Source organism: Parasphingorhabdus sp., from assembly GCF_965233695.1.
GTDB lineage: Bacteria > Pseudomonadota > Alphaproteobacteria > Sphingomonadales > Sphingomonadaceae > Parasphingorhabdus.
This window is the reverse complement of the sequence record NZ_OZ247497.1, coordinates 3,402,244-3,419,563: the sequence shown is the minus strand read 5'-3', so window position 1 is coordinate 3,419,563 and position 17,320 is coordinate 3,402,244. Positions and strand designations below refer to the sequence as shown.

Annotated in this window: 20 protein-coding genes; 13 read left to right on the top strand and 7 right to left on the bottom strand. The window is 54.3% G+C overall.

What is annotated here, in order from left to right; genetic code table 11:
* Positions 1–3: 3 nt before the first annotated feature.
* On the bottom strand, positions 4–1,077 hold the full coding sequence (locus ACO6S1_RS16320; RefSeq protein WP_422343620.1) for a cysteine desulfurase family protein: 1,074 nt from the start codon (positions 1,075–1,077) through the stop codon (positions 4–6).
* A gap of 146 nt (positions 1,078–1,223) precedes the next feature.
* On the opposite strand from ACO6S1_RS16320, the gene ACO6S1_RS16315 reads away from it, so the two are divergent.
* Positions 1,224–1,880, top strand: a complete 657-nt coding sequence (locus ACO6S1_RS16315; RefSeq protein ID WP_422343619.1) for an alpha/beta hydrolase — start codon at positions 1,224–1,226, stop codon at positions 1,878–1,880.
* Between the two features lie 2 nt (positions 1,881–1,882).
* On the opposite strand, the gene ACO6S1_RS16310 is transcribed toward ACO6S1_RS16315, so the two are convergent.
* Positions 1,883–2,095 carry a hypothetical protein gene (locus ACO6S1_RS16310; RefSeq protein WP_422343618.1) on the bottom strand — a complete coding sequence of 71 codons (213 nt, stop codon included), beginning with the start codon at positions 2,093–2,095 and terminating at the stop codon, positions 1,883–1,885.
* Between the two features lie 173 nt (positions 2,096–2,268).
* Here ACO6S1_RS16310 and ACO6S1_RS16305 point away from each other — a divergent pair, with 173 nt between their 5' ends.
* A complete protein-coding gene (locus ACO6S1_RS16305; RefSeq protein WP_422343617.1) occupies positions 2,269–3,024 on the top strand; it encodes a hypothetical protein in 756 nt (251 codons plus the stop codon).
* Between the two features lie 11 nt (positions 3,025–3,035).
* Here ACO6S1_RS16305 and ACO6S1_RS16300 read toward each other — a convergent pair whose 3' ends face one another.
* Positions 3,036–4,631, bottom strand: a complete 1,596-nt coding sequence (locus ACO6S1_RS16300) for a phosphoenolpyruvate carboxykinase (RefSeq protein WP_422343616.1) — start codon at positions 4,629–4,631, stop codon at positions 3,036–3,038.
* A gap of 260 nt (positions 4,632–4,891) precedes the next feature.
* Between ACO6S1_RS16300 and ACO6S1_RS16295 the strand changes: the two genes are divergently transcribed.
* The 8 genes from ACO6S1_RS16295 to ACO6S1_RS16260 are packed head-to-tail and all read left to right on the top strand — an operon-like array spanning position 4,892 to position 10,503.
* Complete coding sequence (locus tag ACO6S1_RS16295) at positions 4,892–5,596, top strand: response regulator (protein WP_422343615.1); 705 nt, start codon at positions 4,892–4,894, stop codon at positions 5,594–5,596.
* Positions 5,568–7,157 (top strand): ATP-binding protein, encoded by a 1,590-nt coding sequence (locus tag ACO6S1_RS16290; protein ID WP_422343614.1) that lies wholly within the window; start codon positions 5,568–5,570, stop codon positions 7,155–7,157. Before ACO6S1_RS16295 ends, ACO6S1_RS16290 begins: the two co-directional genes overlap by 29 nt.
* On the top strand, positions 7,154–7,588 hold the full coding sequence (locus ACO6S1_RS16285; protein WP_422343613.1) for an HPr kinase/phosphorylase: 435 nt from the start codon (positions 7,154–7,156) through the stop codon (positions 7,586–7,588). Before ACO6S1_RS16290 ends, ACO6S1_RS16285 begins: the two co-directional genes overlap by 4 nt.
* On the top strand, positions 7,585–8,520 hold the full coding sequence (gene rapZ / locus ACO6S1_RS16280; protein WP_422343612.1) for an RNase adapter RapZ: 936 nt from the start codon (positions 7,585–7,587) through the stop codon (positions 8,518–8,520). Before ACO6S1_RS16285 ends, rapZ begins: the two co-directional genes overlap by 4 nt.
* 5 nt (positions 8,521–8,525) lie before the next feature.
* Positions 8,526–8,930 (top strand): PTS sugar transporter subunit IIA, encoded by a 405-nt coding sequence (locus ACO6S1_RS16275; RefSeq protein WP_422343611.1) that lies wholly within the window; start codon positions 8,526–8,528, stop codon positions 8,928–8,930.
* Positions 8,927–9,205 carry an HPr family phosphocarrier protein gene (locus tag ACO6S1_RS16270; RefSeq protein ID WP_422343610.1) on the top strand — a complete coding sequence of 93 codons (279 nt, stop codon included), beginning with the start codon at positions 8,927–8,929 and terminating at the stop codon, positions 9,203–9,205. The genes ACO6S1_RS16275 and ACO6S1_RS16270 overlap by 4 nt, the downstream gene beginning before the upstream one ends.
* A gap of 5 nt (positions 9,206–9,210) precedes the next feature.
* Positions 9,211–10,023 (top strand): TrmH family RNA methyltransferase, encoded by an 813-nt coding sequence (locus tag ACO6S1_RS16265; protein ID WP_422343609.1) that lies wholly within the window; start codon positions 9,211–9,213, stop codon positions 10,021–10,023.
* Between the two features lie 54 nt (positions 10,024–10,077).
* On the top strand, positions 10,078–10,503 hold the full coding sequence (locus ACO6S1_RS16260) for a hypothetical protein (RefSeq protein ID WP_422343608.1): 426 nt from the start codon (positions 10,078–10,080) through the stop codon (positions 10,501–10,503).
* Between the two features lie 8 nt (positions 10,504–10,511).
* On the opposite strand, the gene ACO6S1_RS16255 is transcribed toward ACO6S1_RS16260, so the two are convergent.
* From ACO6S1_RS16255 to recR, 3 genes are all read right to left on the bottom strand, one after another.
* Complete coding sequence (locus ACO6S1_RS16255; protein WP_422343607.1) at positions 10,512–11,903, bottom strand: DNA recombination protein RmuC; 1,392 nt, start codon at positions 11,901–11,903, stop codon at positions 10,512–10,514.
* A 249-nt stretch (positions 11,904–12,152) separates the two neighbouring features.
* Entirely contained in the window at positions 12,153–12,710 is a 558-nt protein-coding gene (gene def / locus ACO6S1_RS16250; RefSeq protein ID WP_422343606.1) for a peptide deformylase, read from the bottom strand.
* Between the two features lie 62 nt (positions 12,711–12,772).
* A complete protein-coding gene (recR, locus tag ACO6S1_RS16245) occupies positions 12,773–13,375 on the bottom strand; it encodes a recombination mediator RecR (RefSeq protein ID WP_422343605.1) in 603 nt (200 codons plus the stop codon).
* Between the two features lie 85 nt (positions 13,376–13,460).
* Between recR and ACO6S1_RS16240 the strand changes: the two genes are divergently transcribed.
* Genes ACO6S1_RS16240 through truA form a run of 3 tightly spaced genes read left to right on the top strand, consistent with a single transcriptional unit; the run spans position 13,461 to position 15,321 of the window.
* Positions 13,461–13,655, top strand: a complete 195-nt coding sequence (locus ACO6S1_RS16240) for a hypothetical protein (RefSeq protein WP_422343604.1) — start codon at positions 13,461–13,463, stop codon at positions 13,653–13,655.
* Positions 13,656–13,675: 20 nt separating this feature from the next.
* Complete coding sequence (gene fmt, locus ACO6S1_RS16235; RefSeq protein WP_422346219.1) at positions 13,676–14,581, top strand: methionyl-tRNA formyltransferase; 906 nt, start codon at positions 13,676–13,678, stop codon at positions 14,579–14,581.
* A complete protein-coding gene (truA, locus tag ACO6S1_RS16230; RefSeq protein WP_422343603.1) occupies positions 14,578–15,321 on the top strand; it encodes a tRNA pseudouridine(38-40) synthase TruA in 744 nt (247 codons plus the stop codon). Before fmt ends, truA begins: the two co-directional genes overlap by 4 nt.
* A 102-nt stretch (positions 15,322–15,423) precedes the next feature.
* On the opposite strand, the gene ACO6S1_RS16225 is transcribed toward truA, so the two are convergent.
* Positions 15,424–17,319 carry an XrtA/PEP-CTERM system amidotransferase gene (locus ACO6S1_RS16225; protein ID WP_422343602.1) on the bottom strand — a complete coding sequence of 632 codons (1,896 nt, stop codon included), beginning with the start codon at positions 17,317–17,319 and terminating at the stop codon, positions 15,424–15,426.
* Position 17,320: the final 1 nt, after the last annotated feature.

Below are 17,320 nucleotides of genomic sequence, written 5' to 3'. Positions count from 1 at the left end.
AGATTATGCAGGCCGCGCCGCGCTGAATATCGATTTCCACTGCTCGATAAAATCGTAAATTTGCGCGCGTGTCGTGTCGCGACCGATACTCACGCGAATGACCTCGCGCGCAGTTGCCTCGTCAATGCCCATGGCTTCCAGAACATGACTGGGCTTCAAGGTGCCGGAAGAGCAGGCGCTGCCGGCGGAAACCGAAAACCCGGCCATATCAAACTTGATCAGCTGCGTATTCGCGGCCACACCCGGCATATGGTAGCTGCCGATGGTTGCAATACGCGGTGCGTTTTCTGCGATTACACCGCCGCCTTCTGTCTTGATTGCATTATCAAGATGCTCCCGCAATTCGGTCGCTCGCCCTGCCCAATTGGCTGGCGCCTCTAATGCAGCAACCATCGCCATGATATAGGGCAGGTTCTGCGTACCGGAACGATAGCCCTGCTCCTGCCCACCATGGGCATTGAGCAATTGCAAATCCTTGATCAGCAGAGCCCCAACGCCCGGAGGACCGCCAAACTTATGACCGGCAATGATAATCATGTCAGCATCTGGCAGCGGCATTTTTCCAGCGGACTGCGAGCAATCTGCCAACAGGATTGCACCGCGATCACGCACGACCTTCGGCAATGCCGCCATGTCCTGAATCACGCCGGTTTCATTGTTCACCGACTGGATCGCTACCAGGGCTTGCTCTTTCTCGCCTTTCAGCATGTCATCGAGCCGCATCGGAACCACCAGACCATTGAGATCAACCGGGATCGGCGTGGCGCCATCAGCAAATCGCAGCACCACATCATGCTCGACTGGTGACACGAATTGCCGAGAGGGCTTTGTTTGATTGAGTGCCATGGCAATCGCTTCACTCGCGCCGCTGGTGAAGATAACCTCGCCATCCCAGTCCAGGGCTGCTTTCAGACGTTTGCGCGCATCTTCGAGCATGGAACCGGCTGCACGTCCGTCGGCATGAGGCGATGACGGGTTCGCCCAATGGGCAAAGCCCTCCAGACAGGCCTGCCGCGCAACGTCGAGCATCGGCGTGGTTGCGGCATAGTCCAGATAGGTGCGTTTCTGTTCGGACATTATAGTTAGCAAAACCCTTTGAATATTGCCGGATTGAGTTGCGGTTTGATTTACTCTCTCTATATAGACGCTTCATTTAGCGCAAAAGCTAATCTGCCTTTTGACGCCATAGAAATCGTAATCCTGATTATAGAATTGAAAAAGCCATGCCTGACGTAATTTTTACCGGACCCGAAGGACGCCTTGAAGGCCGTTTTAGCCCGGGACCACGTGACCGCGCACCAGTCGCGATGATCCTGCACCCCCATCCGCAAGCAGGCGGCACCATGAATGATCGTATCACGCAGGCGATGTACAAGACATTTGTCCGTCGCGGCTTTGCGACCTTGCGCTTCAATTTCCGTGGTGTTGGTCGGTCACAGGGTACGTTTGACAATGGTATTGGTGAGCTTTCCGATGCAGCTTCTGCGCTGGACTGGGTACAAAGCATCCATCCCGAAGCGCAAACTACCTGGATTGCCGGATATAGCTTTGGCGCATGGATCGGTATGCAACTGTTGATGCGCCGTCCGGAAGTACGTGGATTTATTTCCGTGTCTCCGCCAGCGAACATGTATGATTTCAACTTTCTTGCCCCCTGCCCGTCATCCGGGATCATCATACAGGGCGTGAACGATGAAGTGGTGACACCAAGCGCGGTGCAAAAACTGGTCGACAAGCTGCGGACACAGAAACATATCACCGTCCATCATGACGAAATTCCGCGCGCCAATCATTTTTACGAAAATGAAATGGAATTGCTTATGGGCTCGGTCGACAATTATCTCGACATGCGCCTCGCGCCGGATTCGCCGATTAAATAGCCCTAATTTGGTGTGTCGGGGATCAGTGTTCCCGAATTCTGAGAACCGTCGGCGGTCGGAATTGTCCAGATTCCGACATTGGCAAACATGACAGCGGAGGCAATCAGCATCAATATGCCCTGCTTTTTATTCTTTCCGGTTCGGATCAAATAGACGCCACCGGCCAATAATCCGGCGCCTGCCAACATCAAAACTGATAATATCCAATCGGCCAATGACCAGCTCCTTCGCCAGAAGCATGCCGCGATATGGGATCGATATCAAGCCATGATCATTTTGGTTCGTTATGGATCAGTTGTGCCTCCTGCCCCTATGACGAGCCAGCGCCCTGTGATAAAGAACATAAAAAGAACATAGTGACTTTACGAGGCTGAAAAGATAAAGACCGATGGTGCCACAGAATCCGATCCTATTGATAATGGCGCCGATGCCAGACTCGTTCCGGTTAGGTGATCTGATATTGCCACAAGATGGTGCCGGCCCGGTCGCATTCAATCGGGCCAAATTTCCCGGAATAGAGGCCATAGAAGCGGTATTGGCGGGCTTGAGCTTCACTCTAACCTACCATAGAGCGGAGGAAGCAAGACAGTTTTCCTCCGAAGGAAAATGGGATCCTATTTTTTATAGTCCTCCCAAGCAGCCATTACCTGCCATCGGCATAACATTGAGCGACCATATCATCAGCGCAAAGCATGATTCCACCGTCAACAAGACTTTGCTGCAACTGGCTCGAATCATAGGCGAGGCTTTGGAGGCGAAGAGCGTCGTTTGGCAGCCAGCAAAGCTCCATATCGGATTCGAATATTTTACCGAGGCGACCAGTCAATATTCCGACGGAGGCCCGTTCCCTGTGCTGGTCCAGATCGCCATTTCGGAAAGCGCCGAGGGAATATTCCAGACATCCGGCCTGTCCTATTTCAGTGGTCAGGAAATGCGGCTCAGCGCCCCGTCAGACTACCCGCCCAATCAGGTTATCAAACGATTGGTCCGGATCGCTCATGATATCGCGAGCAACGGCAAAATAGACACGCCGATTGAGGCGGAAGGGTTTGTGCCGGGGGAAATGCTTTCGCTAACCCCCAGCTCAGACCTTGCTTTTGTCGACATAGCGATTGCCGCGTCCAGTCCACGGCAACTGCATTAAAAAAAAGCGGCTCAGGCGGCGGTAGGCGCCGCTTCCCGGACATTCTGATCTACATGCTCAGCAAATTGTGCAAAATTGTCGATGAACAGTTTTACCAGCTTCTGTGCGGTGGCATCATAGGCATCGCCGTCTGACCAGGTCGAACGCGGATCAAGTATCGCGCTATCCACGCCCGGAACCGATACCGGCACTTCAAAACCAAAATTGTCATCAATCCGGAATTCACCTTCATTCAGGCTGCCGTCCAGCGCCGCGTTGAGCAGTGCACGCGTTGCCTTGATAGGCATCCGGTTGCCCTCGCCATATTTTCCGCCAGTCCAGCCCGTGTTCACCAACCAGCAGCGCACGCCGCCTTTGGCGATACGCTCTTTGAGCAAGTTGCCATAGACTGAAGGGTGGCGCGGCATGAACGGTGCACCAAAACAGGTTGAGAACGTCGCCTCTGGCTCCGTCACACCAATTTCCGTACCGGCTACTTTCGCTGTGTAGCCGGACAGGAAGTGATACATGGCCTGCTCTGGCGTCAGACGCGAGATCGGAGGCAGCACACCGAAGGCATCAGCGGTCAGCATGATGATGTTTTTGGGAACCGGCCCCATATTCTTCTCGGAAGTGTTGGGAATATAGTCAATCGGATAGGCGCCGCGGGTATTTTCCGCTTTGCTGTTATCGTCGAAATCCAGTTCCCGTGTTACCGGGTCCATCACGACATTTTCCAACACTGTACCGAAACGGCGCGTCGTCGCATAAATTTCTGGCTCAGCCTCCTCCGACAGACGGATCATTTTCGCGTAACAACCACCTTCAAAGTTGAACACGGCAGTATCCGACCAACCATGCTCATCATCGCCAATCAGGACACGGCTGGCATCAGCGGACAGGGTTGTTTTACCGGTGCCGGACAAACCAAAGAAAATCGCCGTATCACCTTCCGGTCCCATATTGGCCGAACAGTGCATCGGCATGACCGAGTCGAGCGGCAGCAGATAATTGAGCAATCCGAAGACCGACTTTTTCATCTCGCCCGCATAGGCGGTGCCGCCAATCAGGATCAGCTTTTCGGTCAGATTTACGGCGATGACTGTTTCGCTGCGCGTGCCGTGACGCTCCGGATCAGCCTTAAAGCTTGGCAAATCGATAATCGTATATTCCGGATCAAATCCGGAAAGCTCGTCGGCGGTAGGCCGGACGAGCATCGTGCGGATGAACAGATTGTGCCAGGCCAGTTCATTGATCACGCGGACATTGACGCGATGCTCGGGCTGCGAACCACCGAAGAGATCCTGTACAAACAAGGTTTCCTTGTCAGCGACGGCTTTCAGAAAATCTTCTTTCAATGCGGCAAAATGTTCAGGTGTCATGCTGACGTTGGTTTTGCCCCACCAGACGCTGTCTTCCGTTTCGGCATCACGAACAATAAATTTATCGTTTGCAGAACGACCGGTATGCTTTCCTGTTTCAACAACCAGAGGACCGTCTTTCGCCAAATGGCCTTCGCCCCTTGAGACAGCCGCTTCAACCAGTGCCGGCGCGCCGAGATTCCAGTGCTGCTCTGCCGCTGTGGCAAAGCCTTGATCATTTAAAGTGGTAGACGACACTTGTGTCACGTTTATTCCCCTAGGCTTGAATTAGGAATGGATGATTGCCGGATTCGGCAGCTTTGCAGAGGCGCTTATCGTACCCTACCGAGTCGGTCAAATTCCCAGATTGGCCCGTTAATCCAACTGTTTCGATATGAGATAAATGACAACGATAGCCATTGCAACTCCGGCGCGCATCACCACATGTATACTTGTGCAGGCGTGGCGCTTCAACTAGGTCAACCTGCAGTTGATCTTTAAGAATGATGACAGGATGAACGCATTTAATGGCTGCAAATATTGCTCTTGTTGATGATGATCGGAACATATTGACGTCCGTATCAATCGCCATGCAGGCGGAAGGCTTTGTAACAAGGGTCTATTCCGACAGCGAGGACGCCCTGCAGGCAATAATCGATAACCCGCCTGATCTTGGTATTTTCGATATAAAAATGCCAAAAATGGACGGCCTCGAGTTGCTGCGCCGGGTACGTGAGAAAAGCAATCTGCCGATTATTTTCCTGACATCGAAGGATGAGGAGCTTGATGAAGCGCTGGGTCTGGCCATGGGTGCGGATGATTATATCAAAAAACCATTTTCACAGCGGCTTCTTATTGCCCGCGTGAAATCAATTTTGCGACGGGCCGAGTTGGTCAAATTATCCGATGAAGAGGCGGATATCGAAGGCCTGGAGCCATTGGTGCGCGGTAATCTTGAAATGGACCCCGCTCGACATCTCGTCAAATGGAATGGCGAGAATGTGACTCTGACCGTCACCGAATTCATGATATTGGAAACCCTCGCCAACCGTCCTGGCGTGGTCAAAAGCCGTAACCAGTTGATGGATGCGGCTTATCAGGACGATGTTTATGTTGATGACCGGACCATCGACAGTCATATTAAACGTCTGCGCCGCAAATTCCGTGAAGTTGACCCGGAATTTGACGCCATTGATACGCTCTATGGAGCCGGTTATCGCTACAACGAATAATTTTGCAGCGGGTGTCGACGATCCCGAACTTTCGCTTCGCTGGTCGGCGCGATTGTCGCTCACCACGCGCATATTGGCGGTTAATATTCTCGCCATAGCCTTGCTTGCGGGCAGCCTGTTCTATCTCGACAATTATCGTGATGACCTGACCACAGAGCGGCTCAGCCAGGCGCGGCTCCAGACACAGATAATAAGCGACGCGCTTAATTTGCAGACACCGGAGAACCGGAAAAGCCTGATCGTCAATTTCTCTGCCCATCTGGAAAGCCGGCTCAGGCTATATGACAAAAACGGCACCAAAATTGTCGACAGCTTTGCTCTGGCGGAACCGACATACAGGTTGAGAGACCCCGAAGCCGAACCCTGGCAAAAAGACGTGGCGCGCGCGCTTGATGAAGCGATTGAATTCATTGTGTTGAGCAAACCTATCTTTGCCTTTGCGGAACCCGAAACCGACGTGGCTGCGGCCTGGCCGGAGCTACAGTTTCTCGCAACAGATGCCCGGCCAAACAGCGCGGTTCGCTATGCACCAGATCGCACACCCGTGATTATTGCCGCAGCCCATCTGCCGAGCAGCGACCACGTCCTGCTGCTTACCAAAAATGCGCGGGACATCACCCGGACCGTCCGGGCAGAGCGATCCAACGTGATACTGGTCATTTTCCTGACTGCAATCGTATCGATCCTGTTGTCGCTATTTTTGGCGCGCACTATTGTCCGACCGATTAGAAAACTGGCCCGAGCCGCCATTCGGGTTCGCTTAGGCCGTGCACCGGAAATCACCGTCCCGCGCATGCCGGACCGACGCGATGAAATCGGTCAACTTGCGCGGGCCCTTGCCGATATGAGCGGCGCGCTGCGCTATCGTATTGATGCGACCGAAGCCTTTGCCGCCGATGTCAGCCACGAAATCAAAAACCCGCTCGCATCATTGCGCTCTGCATTGGAAGGTCTGGATCGGGTAGACGACCCTGATTTGCGCCAGCAATTATTGGATGTGGCCAATGATGATGTCCGGCGGATCGATCGGCTGATCAATGATATTTCCGAAGCCTCACGCGTCGATGCAGAGCTGGCACGGACAAAATTTGAACCGGTCGATGTTGGCCAGATGCTGGATCAACTCCTCGCCGCGCGCGAGCAACGGGACACCAATGAAAGCGTCAAAATAGCCTTTGCCCGACCAGGCCGTGGTGTTGCGACGGTGATGGGCGACGACGACAGGCTGGAGCGGGTTTTCAGCAATATACTCGATAATGCCGTATCCTTTTCTCCAAAGGATGGCTTGATCGAAATCCTCGCGACGCCCGACGCCAACGAAGTTATCATCCAAATCTCCGATCATGGCCCCGGGGTTGCCCGGGAACAGCGTCAGAATATTTTCAAACGCTTTCATTCCGATCGCCCGACGAATGAAGCCTTTGGCAGGCATAGCGGCCTCGGCCTTGCCATCGCCAAGACGATCGTGGAAGGTCATGACGGTACCATTGAGGTGATCGATCGGCCCGATGGCCAGACCGGCGCCTGTTTTGAAATCCGTTTACCCAAGGCAGCCACATGACAAAAGAAACGCGTCACGCCAGTTCCATTGCCATTGATGGCGCAGGTATCCTGATCTCTGGTCCATCGGGATCGGGAAAATCTGACCTCGCGCTGCGCTTGATAGATCGCGGAGCGCTATTGATCAGCGATGACTATGTAGACCTTCACAAAGATGGCACCCAGATTATATTGAACACACCTGCCAATATCGCAGGAAAGATCGAAATCCGGTCGCTGGGTATTTTCCATTGCGACCATGTCTCGAACATTCCGCTGAAGTTGCATGTGCAGCTGCAACCAGATCCCGAACGTTTCCCATTGGATAGTCAGACAGAAACAATAATGACCATGACCATAGCAACCGTCACCCTAAACGCTCTCGAAGCCAGCGCGCCGATCAAGGTCGAAATGGCATTGAAGCAAGTCTTGCAACAGACCGGACAGTCATGACCGGAAACAACAGAAAACATGTTTTGCTGGTTACCGGGCTATCAGGTGCAGGGAAAACAACCGCTCTTAAAACGCTGGAAGATATCGGCTGGGAAACGATCGATAATTTTCCCATCCGGCTGGTTGAAGGCTTGCTGAATACACCGCCATCCAGCTCTCGCGGAGACTCAGACCCGCCGCTGGCACTGGGCTTTGACAGCAGAACCCGCGGATTTGATCCAGACAATCTGATCAAGCGGGTCAAAAAGCTGCAACAAAACAAAAACTTCCTTATCTCGACGCTTTATCTCGATTGTGCAGGCGGGGAATTGGAGCGGCGATATGGCGAAACCCGGCGGCGCCATCCCTTGGCCCTGGATCGCCCGGCGAAAGAGGGTATCGCCCTCGAAAGAAGCCAATTTGAACCGCTTCGCCGCTGGGCAGATCATGTCATCGACACCAGCGATCTGTCGGCCAACGATCTTCAGCGGCAGATTCGCGAAGAGTTCAGCCTGCAAGACACCGATATCACCACCGTGACCATCACCAGCTTTGGTTTTTCGCGCGGACTTCCCAATAATATTGACCTGCTTTTCGATGTGCGTTTTCTATCAAATCCGTTTTGGGACGAAGAATTAAAACCCCTGACTGGCCTGGACGAACCGGTGGGAGCCTATATAGCTAAAGATCCAGCCTATGCTGAAGCAATTGAAAAATTTGAAGAAATGCTGAAATTTTTGCTCCCGAAATATATCAAGGCAGGAAAAGCCTACGTCAATATCGGGATTGGTTGCACCGGCGGGCGTCACAGATCGGTACATGTTGCAGAAGTGCTGAGCAAAAACTTGCATGCCGCTGGATTTTCGCCCACTGTCTTCCATCGCAATCTGGCATCACGACCAATGGATGCACTGGAAACCATGCAAGACCTGAACGGAAATAAGGGTATTTAATCGCAATGATCGGTTTGGTTCTTGTTACCCATGGCCGCTTGGCTGTCGAGTTTGTCACCGCCATGGAACATGTGGTCGGTCCGCAGAGATCAATCCTGACAGTCTGCATAGGTCCCCATGATGACATGGAACAAAGGCGCCAGGAAATTGCCGATTCCATTGAGAAAGTTGAAAACGGCAAAGGTGTAATCGTGTTAACCGATCTTTTCGGCGGCACGCCTTCCAATCTCGCGATTTCTCTCATGGACAAGGGAAAGGTCGAAGTCATCGCGGGCGTCAACTTGCCGATGCTCATCCGTCTTGATGGTGCACGCAAATGCATGGATGTGAGCGATGCTGTGGCAGCGGCAAAAGAGGCCGGACAGAAATATATCAGCGTCGCTTCTGAAATATTGGGAAGCGATGCGTGAGCGAGTATCGCCGCACCGTCGCCATCACCAATAATCGCGGGCTCCATGCCAGAGCCAGCGCCAAATTTGTCACATATGTCAGCAAATTGCCTGCCGGCCTGTCCGTCAAAGTCGGCAAGGACGGCACCGAAGTCACCGGCACATCAATCATGGGTTTGATGATGCTGGGTGCCGCCAAGGGCGATAGCGTAGAAATTATCGTTGAAGGAGAACAGGCCGAAAGCGCGCTGGAAAAACTCGCCGGACTGGTCGTCGACGGCTTTGGCGAGGATTGATATCCATGCCTTCCCTTGAACGCCGCCAAATTACCGGCTTTTCCAATCCCACGATAAAACGCCTGAAAAGCCTCCGCGAGAAAAAGCATCGCAAGCGTGAAGGCCATTTCCTTGCCGAAGGGCTGCGCATCCTGACCGAAGCGCTGGATGCCGGGAAAACGCCGAAATTGCTGGTCGTTGTTGAGGATAGCGAACTGCATCCGCTGGCACAGAAAATTGAACAGGCCACTTTTGATGCTGGCGGTGAAGTAATCGAAACCAGTGAGGCGATCATTGCCAAGCTGTCTGGCAAATCCAATCCGCAATCAATTATCGGTATTTACGAGGATCATCCGACACGGCTCACCGATCTCGACCGGAGCGAGGCACCAATCTGGCTGGTCGCTCAGGCACTTCGAGATCCGGGTAATCTGGGTACTATTTTACGCACCGGCGACGCGGTTGGCGCGGGCGGACTGATCCTGATCGACGATTGTGTAGACCCGTTTTCAGTCGAGGCAGTACGTGCCAGCATGGGCGCGATATTTACCCAGAAAATTGCGCAGGCATCGTGGCCGGAATTTACCGAATGGCTGCGCTCAGACACCGGGCAGCTAGTCGGTACCAGCCTGAATACCGATCAAGATTATCAAGCCGTGCAATATGATGCGCCCACATTTCTGCTGATTGGCAATGAAGCACAAGGATTGCCGCAGGAATATGAAGCCGCCTGTGATGTGCTGGTGAAAATGCCGATGATGGGCAAGGCAGACAGTCTGAATGCTGCCGTTGCGAGCGCGGTCATGGCCTATGAAGTGCTCAACCAACGCCGCAAATAATCACCAGTTGGCAAGATTGATTAATATGCTACTCTGTTTCCGGGGGAGAGAAACATGAGAAAAATGCTATTGGCCATGCCAATTCTGCCGCTGCTATTGGTGGCCTGTGGAGAAGCCGCGGAAGAACAACCTGCTGCGGAAGAGGAACTGACCGAATATCAGGCGCTTGGTATCGAACCGGGCTGGACGGTGGATATCAGGAATAATGAGATCACCTTTACGTCGCAAGAAGCGGGCAATGACTTCAGCCTTCCAGTCCAACGGATGAAGAAAACTTCCGCCGGTTGGGAAATCAAAGGCTTTAGCGATCAGCATAATATCACCGTTGCCATAACATCAGATAAATCCTGCAATGACGGCATGAGCGATCGTGAATATGCCGACACGGTAAAAATATCTGTTAGCGGTAGTGGCCATCACGACGGTTGTGGCGGGGAGATATTGTCAGACCCGGAAACCACGGAGTCGGAAGCTACCTAAATAGAGTTTTAATCCGCGGCAGTGTCTTTCTTGTCGTGATCATTCTCGATTAATGCCGCTTCGGCATCCGATGCATATCGCGGCAGGGCTTCTATCTCTGCAACGGGATCCAGTTCTTTTTTTCCGGTTTCAACGTTAAGCTCGGCAAATTTGCGCCCCGTTGCCATGACATTGCGTTCAAAGCTGCCGACAAATTTGTTATAATTACCAACGGCGCTGCCAAGGCCGGAACCCATGCGTTTCAGATGCTCGCCCGCCACGGCTAGCCGGTCATACATTTCCTTGCCCAGTTGCCCGATCTGTTTTGCTTCGGCCGCCATTTTCTCTTGCCGCCAGACACCGGCGACCGTGCGCGCAATGGCCACCAGATTGGTCGGAGTGGCGAGTAGAACCTTTTTCTCAAAAGCGTGATCCCACAAGGTCGGTTCATGTTCCAAAGCGGCGGCGAGGAAATGCTCACCCGGCACAAACATGATCACATAATCAGGCGCGTCTTCAAACTGGTCCCAATAGGCTTTCTTGGACAAACCATCGATATGCGTTTTCATCGAATTACAATGGCGCGCCATTGCAAAGCTGCGCGCATCTTCTTCCTCCGCTTCAAAAGCGTCCTGATAATCGTTAAGCGAGACTTTGGCATCGATCACCAATTTGCGACCACCTGGCACGCTGATCACCGCATCGGGACGCAGACGTCCTTCATCGGTATCAATGCTCTGCTCGGTTACAAAGTCGGTATGTTCCGACAGACCGCAGGTCTCGAGAACATTTTTCAGCTGCTGCTCGCCCCAACGCCCGCGTGACTTAGGGGCGTTGCGCAAGCTGTTTACCAGACGGGCCGCTTCTTGCTGCACCCTGTCCTGTCCCTGGCGGACCTGTTCGATCGTAGCGGTAATTCCGGCATAGGATTCGGTGCGTTCTTTCTCGATCTTCTTGATCGACTCTTCATAGGTGGCGAGCCGCTGGTGCACCGGTTGAAGCAGCTTGGCGATTTTCTCGCCGCCTTTCTCGTTGGCCTGGTCAAAGCGCTGATCGGCCCGCTCCAGAAACTGACGCTGGGCGGTTTCGAGCATCTTCGCGCCGACTTCCGAAAATTGTGCAGAGAGTGATTCCTTCGCTTCCACCAGTTGCTGCAGTTGCTTTTCGTGGTTGCGGGCATCCGCTTCCAGAGACGCAAGGGATTGCCGTGCCTGATCGCGATCTTCGCGGATCGCATCGCGTTCGGATCGTGCGGTATCACGCTCTGTTTGCAGGCCGTCGAGCATGGTCCGAAGCGAAGCGGCGGTTTCTTCGGCGGCCTTGCTGGCTGCCGCGGCCGCGCGTCCGCCCATATACCAACCGGCACCAAGCCCCATGATCAGGGTAAAAATAGCAATGAGAAGAGCGAAAACAGCGTCCAAAACAGACCCTTTCAGTAGGAACGAAACAAGAACTTAGGTCGGTTTGATGCAAAGCTCAAGCGCTTTATGTTCCGATCAGTCAGACCGGTGCTCCTGCGCAGGCAGGAGCCCATCTCCAATCATCGCAGTTGGTCGCTAGGGTGAGGTTGTGAGAGCGTCCGAAGATCAGCGCTTTCTCTTTTCGAGTAAGGGCGTGACGAGAAACGTGGGAGATAGGCTCCTGCCTGCGCAGGAGCACAAAGCGCGAGCCTAAGCCGCTTCTTTACGCTGCTTGGCAAGCTTCTTGAGCACCATCTGCCGTTTCAAGCGGGACAGATGGTCAATGAACAATATGCCTTCAAGATGATCCATCTCATGCTGCAAACAGGTTGCGAGAAGGCCGTCCATCTGTTCTTCATGCTGCTTGCCAGTTTCGTCCTGCCAGCGTGCCGTGATTGCAGCGGGGCGTTCGACATCGGCATATTGCTCTGGCACCGAGAGACAGCCTTCGCTGTAAACGTTCAAATCTTCGGACGGGTCGAGAATTTCCGGATTGATAAAAACACGCGGATCGCGAACGACTTCATGGTCGTGATTGCAATGCTCACCATGTTCGTGATCATGTTCCACAGGCTCTTGCAGATCAATGACCAGAATACGTTTCGGCACGCCAACCTGAATAGCGGCGAGTCCTATACCCGGAGCGTCATACATGGTTTCGAACATGTCCGCGATCAGGGTTTTCAGCTCGTCATCAAACACGGTCACCGGCTCTGAAACAGTTTTCAGACGCGGGTCAGGGACTTCAAGAATAGGTAAAATGGCCATAACCGAAATTTAGGGATTCTAGCCGGATTCGTCAAGGACTGCTCGCAGCAGCTTCGCAACATTCAATCGTTGCTGATCGGCCGGCGCGAACGCAACGCCTGCGCCAATGTACCCTCATCAAGATAATCAAGCTCTCCCCCCACGGGAATGCCGTGGGAAAGCTGGCTGAGACGCAGAGGATAGGTTTCCAGCCTTTCGGCAATATAATGCGCGGTTGTTTGCCCTTCCAGGGTCGCATTCATAGCCAGCACGACTTCATCAATACCGCCCTGCTCCACCCGCCTGATCAGCTTGTCGATCGCAATATCTTCTGGCCGCACACCGTCGAGCGCTGAGAGCCGTCCACCCAGCACGTGAAATTTGCCGGGAAACAGGCGGGATTTGTCGAGCGCCCACAGGTCCGAGACTTCCTCCACGACACAGAGCGATTTCGCGTCCCGCTTCGGATCATTGCATATCTGGCAGGGGTCCTGCGTATCAACATTCCCGCAAATTCCGCAGGTAACAAGATTGGCTTCCACCCGTTCCATTGCCGCCAAAATAGGCTTCATGGTGGTTTCGGGGCGCTTGAGCAGATACAGCACAGCCCGCCGCGCCGACCGAGGCCCCAAGCCCGGCAGTTTGGACAGAGCCTGAACCAGATTTTCGATTTCCTGCGATGCCATGATTTGACCTTTAGGGCCATGAGGTGCGCGCTGCCAATATAAAATCATGCTGTCCTACACGCACGAGTTTGGTTAGGGAGACAGCATGACTCACAAACCCGTTAAATTCGCGACATTCAAAGCGTTACGAAAAGAATCCGCTTTATCACCCGAGCCGGATGCAAGGGGTGAGAATTGTGTGAACTTTGGCACGGCGACAGACTGGAGCGGTAACAGAAACACCCCTGTGATCTGTGTGAACTTTGCAGCCGGGACCATGCTGCGGCAGGCGCGGCCATGACCGCCGCAGCGCCCACAAAACTGAGCCTGGCCTTCATGGGCACACCGGAATTTGCGGTCCCCGCCCTGCGCGCTCTGCATGCGGCAGGACATGATATCGTTGCCGTCTATTCACAACCGCCGCGCCGCGCCGGACGCGGGAAGAAACTTACGCCCTCGCCTGTCCAGCAGGTCGCAGAGGAATTGGGCCTAGAAGTGCGCGTGCCGGTTTCCTTGAAGAATGATGATGCGCAGACCGAATTTGCCGAACTTGATCTCGATGCAGCAGTCGTTGCCGCCTATGGCTTGATCCTGCCGCAAGCCATATTGGACGCACCCAAAATGGGGTGCCTGAATATTCACGGCTCACTGTTGCCCCGATGGCGCGGCGCGGCGCCCGTGCAGCGCGCGATTTTGGCTGGCGATGAGGAAACGGGCATTACGATCATGCAGATGGAGGCGGGACTTGATACCGGCCCGATGCTGCTGAAATCCGGCACGCCAATTGCGGAAAAAACCGCAGGCGAGCTGACCGAAGAGCTGGCGCGAACCGGTGCTGACCTGATGGTGCAATATCTCGCTTCTCCGGAAGATTATCCGCCAGAGAACCAAGATGATGCACTCGCCACCTATGCGAAGAAGATTACCAAGGAAGAAGCCCGTGTGAACTTTGAACAGTCCGCCACAGCGGTGCTGCATCAGATCAGAGCGTTTAATCCCGTGCCGGGCGCGTTTTTTGAATTTGGTGGCGACCGTTATCGCATCCATGCTGCCGAGCTAATAGATGCGTCGGGTTCAGCGGGCATAGTGCTGGATGACGATATGACAATCGCCTGCAGCGACGGGGCGATCAAACCCACATTGATTCAAAAAGCAGGCCGTCCAAAACTGACACTTGCGGAGTTTTTGAACGGCACGCAAATACCCGTAGGCACATCGCTGCAATGACCCGCTTCGCCCTCACTTTGGAATATGATGGCCGCCCGTTCATGGGCTGGCAGCATCAGGATCATGGCCCCAGCGTCCAGCAAGCTGTTGAAAATGCTATTAAAACTATTACCCAACAGGATATTCGCGTCTTTGCCGCTGGCCGGACCGATGCAGGTGTTCATGCGCTCGGGATGCGAGCGCATTTTGATCTCGAGACCAAGCTAACGCCTTTCCGGTTGATGGAGGGTCTCAATGCCGGACTGCGCCCTCATCCCGTAGCGGTCCTGGCCTGCGACATTGTCCCCGATGACTGGCACGCCCGCTTTGCCTGTATCGGCCGACGCTATGTCTACAAGATTACCAACCGGCGCGCGCCCTTGACATTGGACAGAGGGCAAAGCTGGCAGGTCGCAAGACCATTGGACGCCAGTCTCATGCACGAGGCGGCCCAAGAGCTGGTCGGACAGCATGATTTCACCACTTTCCGATCCGCCCATTGTCAGGCGCAAAGCCCGGTGAAGACCTTGGACAGCATTTCGGTCACCCGCTACGGCGAAGAGATTGAGGTCGAGGTGGCGGCGCGGTCGTTCCTGCATCATCAGGTGCGTTCGATGGTCGGCTGCCTCAAACTGGTCGGCGATGGCAAATGGACGCGCGACGACTTGTTGAAAGCGTTGAAGGCAAAAGACCGCGATGCGCTGGGCTTTAACGCGCCACCGGACGGGCTCTATTTTGTCGATGCGATTTATCCGGCCTAGTACATCATGGTCGGTATTCCAGAAACCGTTCGTCCTGAGCCTGTCGAAGGACATATCTCGCCTGAAAGCGCACTTTGACAAGCTCAGTGCGAACGGTTTTGACTAGAGTTGAAAGAGGCGCTGCAGTGATTTATCGAGCATCAGCAATTGCCAGAGCAAGCGGCTGTTATCGGCCTTTCCGGCGATATGATCATCCGCCACTTTGCGGAGCGCCTGATCGTCAAACCAGCCCATTCGCGCCAATGCGCCAGCGCCGGAGATATTCCGCGCTTCATCCGCCAGCGGCCCGCGAAACCATTGGGATATCGGCGTCACAAAGCCCATTTTCGGGCGATAGAGGATATCTTGCGGCAAATAGCGTTCCATCGACTTTTTCATAAGATATTTTCCGGTTCCGCGCCGTACCCGCAGGTTGGTCGGCAGCCTGGCAGCAAATTCCATCAGCTTGTAATCGAGCAACGGTTCCCGCGCCTCAAGGCTCACCGCCATGCTGGTCCGGTCAACCTTGGTCAGGATATCGCCGGGCAGCCACATTTTCATGTCGGCATATTGCGCCTGATCCAGACCATTGCGCGCCGGAGCGCCTTCCATCAGCCCGATCATATGCGTTTCGCCTTGATAGCCGCCCAACTGTTTCGCCATCGCATCGGAATAGATTGCCTGACGTCCTGCTGGTGTTGTTACCCCTACCGCTTCAGCATAGCCTTCCGGTCCGGAGCGCGCGAGCGACAGCAAAGTCGATTTGGCGCGGAGCGGTCTCGGTGCCCAATCCGCCTTGGGATAAACCTTGCCAAGCCAGCCCAGAGCCGGACCGCGAAAGGATTGCGGGAGCAAGCCCCTCACCCGTTCTTCGGCATGGTGGAACACATGGCGGCGATAGCCCGCCATCGCTTCATCCGCGCCATCTCCGGACAGCGCGACCGTTACATTTTCCCTCGCGAGTTCAGCCACACGATAGGTCGGCAAAGCCGATCCATCCGCAAAAGGTTCATCGAAATGATCGGCAAGCGTATCGATCAACCCGAAATCATCCGCAGCAACGGTGCGCGAACGATGATCGGTTTTGAACCGCTCTGCCACGCGCTCGGCATAGCCGGTCTCGTCAAGCGACGCCTGGTCAAAACCGATGGAACAGGTTTTAACAGGTTGCCGACTCTTCTCCGACATCAATGCAACGACCGCACTGCTGTCTACACCGCCGGACAGAAACGCGCCGAGCGGAACGTCAGCGATCATCCGCGCGCCGACAGCATCCTTCATCAGTGTGACCAGTTCTTCTTCCAGCGCCGCTGCCGAAGCCCTGCTGCGCTGGCTGAAATCCATATCCCAATATTCTATTGGCGCTGGCTCCGGCTTGCCTTGTTCGAGCAACAAATAGTAACCTGCCGGCAGCTTCTTAACGCCCTTCAACAGCGACCGATGATCGGGCACATAGCCGAACGCGAGATAGTCATCGACCGCTCGGATTTCGGGTTCTCGTCGCAGCAGGGGGTTTGCGAGCAAAGCCTTCAACTCGGAACCGAAGATTATGCTACCATCCGACACCGGCGCATAGAAAAGCGGCTTCACCCCCAACCGATCCCGGGCCATAAACAGCTGTTTGGTGCGCTGGTCAAAGATTGCAAAGGCAAACATGCCATTGAGCCGCTTCAGGCAATCAACGCCCCATTGCCGCCAGGCATAGAGAATAACCTCTGTGTCGCCGCTGGTGGCGAAACGATGGCCGAGCGATTCGAGTTCCACCCGGACGTCCTGAAAATTATAGATCTCGCCATTGTAACTGATCACCTGCGCTTCATCAGCGGTCAGCATTGGCTGCGCGCCGCCTTCCAGATCAATGATCGAAAGGCGGCGATGTCCAAGACCAACGCCCGGCGCGGTCCAGATCCCGGAACCATCAGGCCCGCGGTGGGTCAGGCTGTCGGTCATCTTGCGAAGGCGCACGGGATCAACCGGCTTGGCCGTCTCCAGATGAAATATTCCCGCAATGCCGCACATG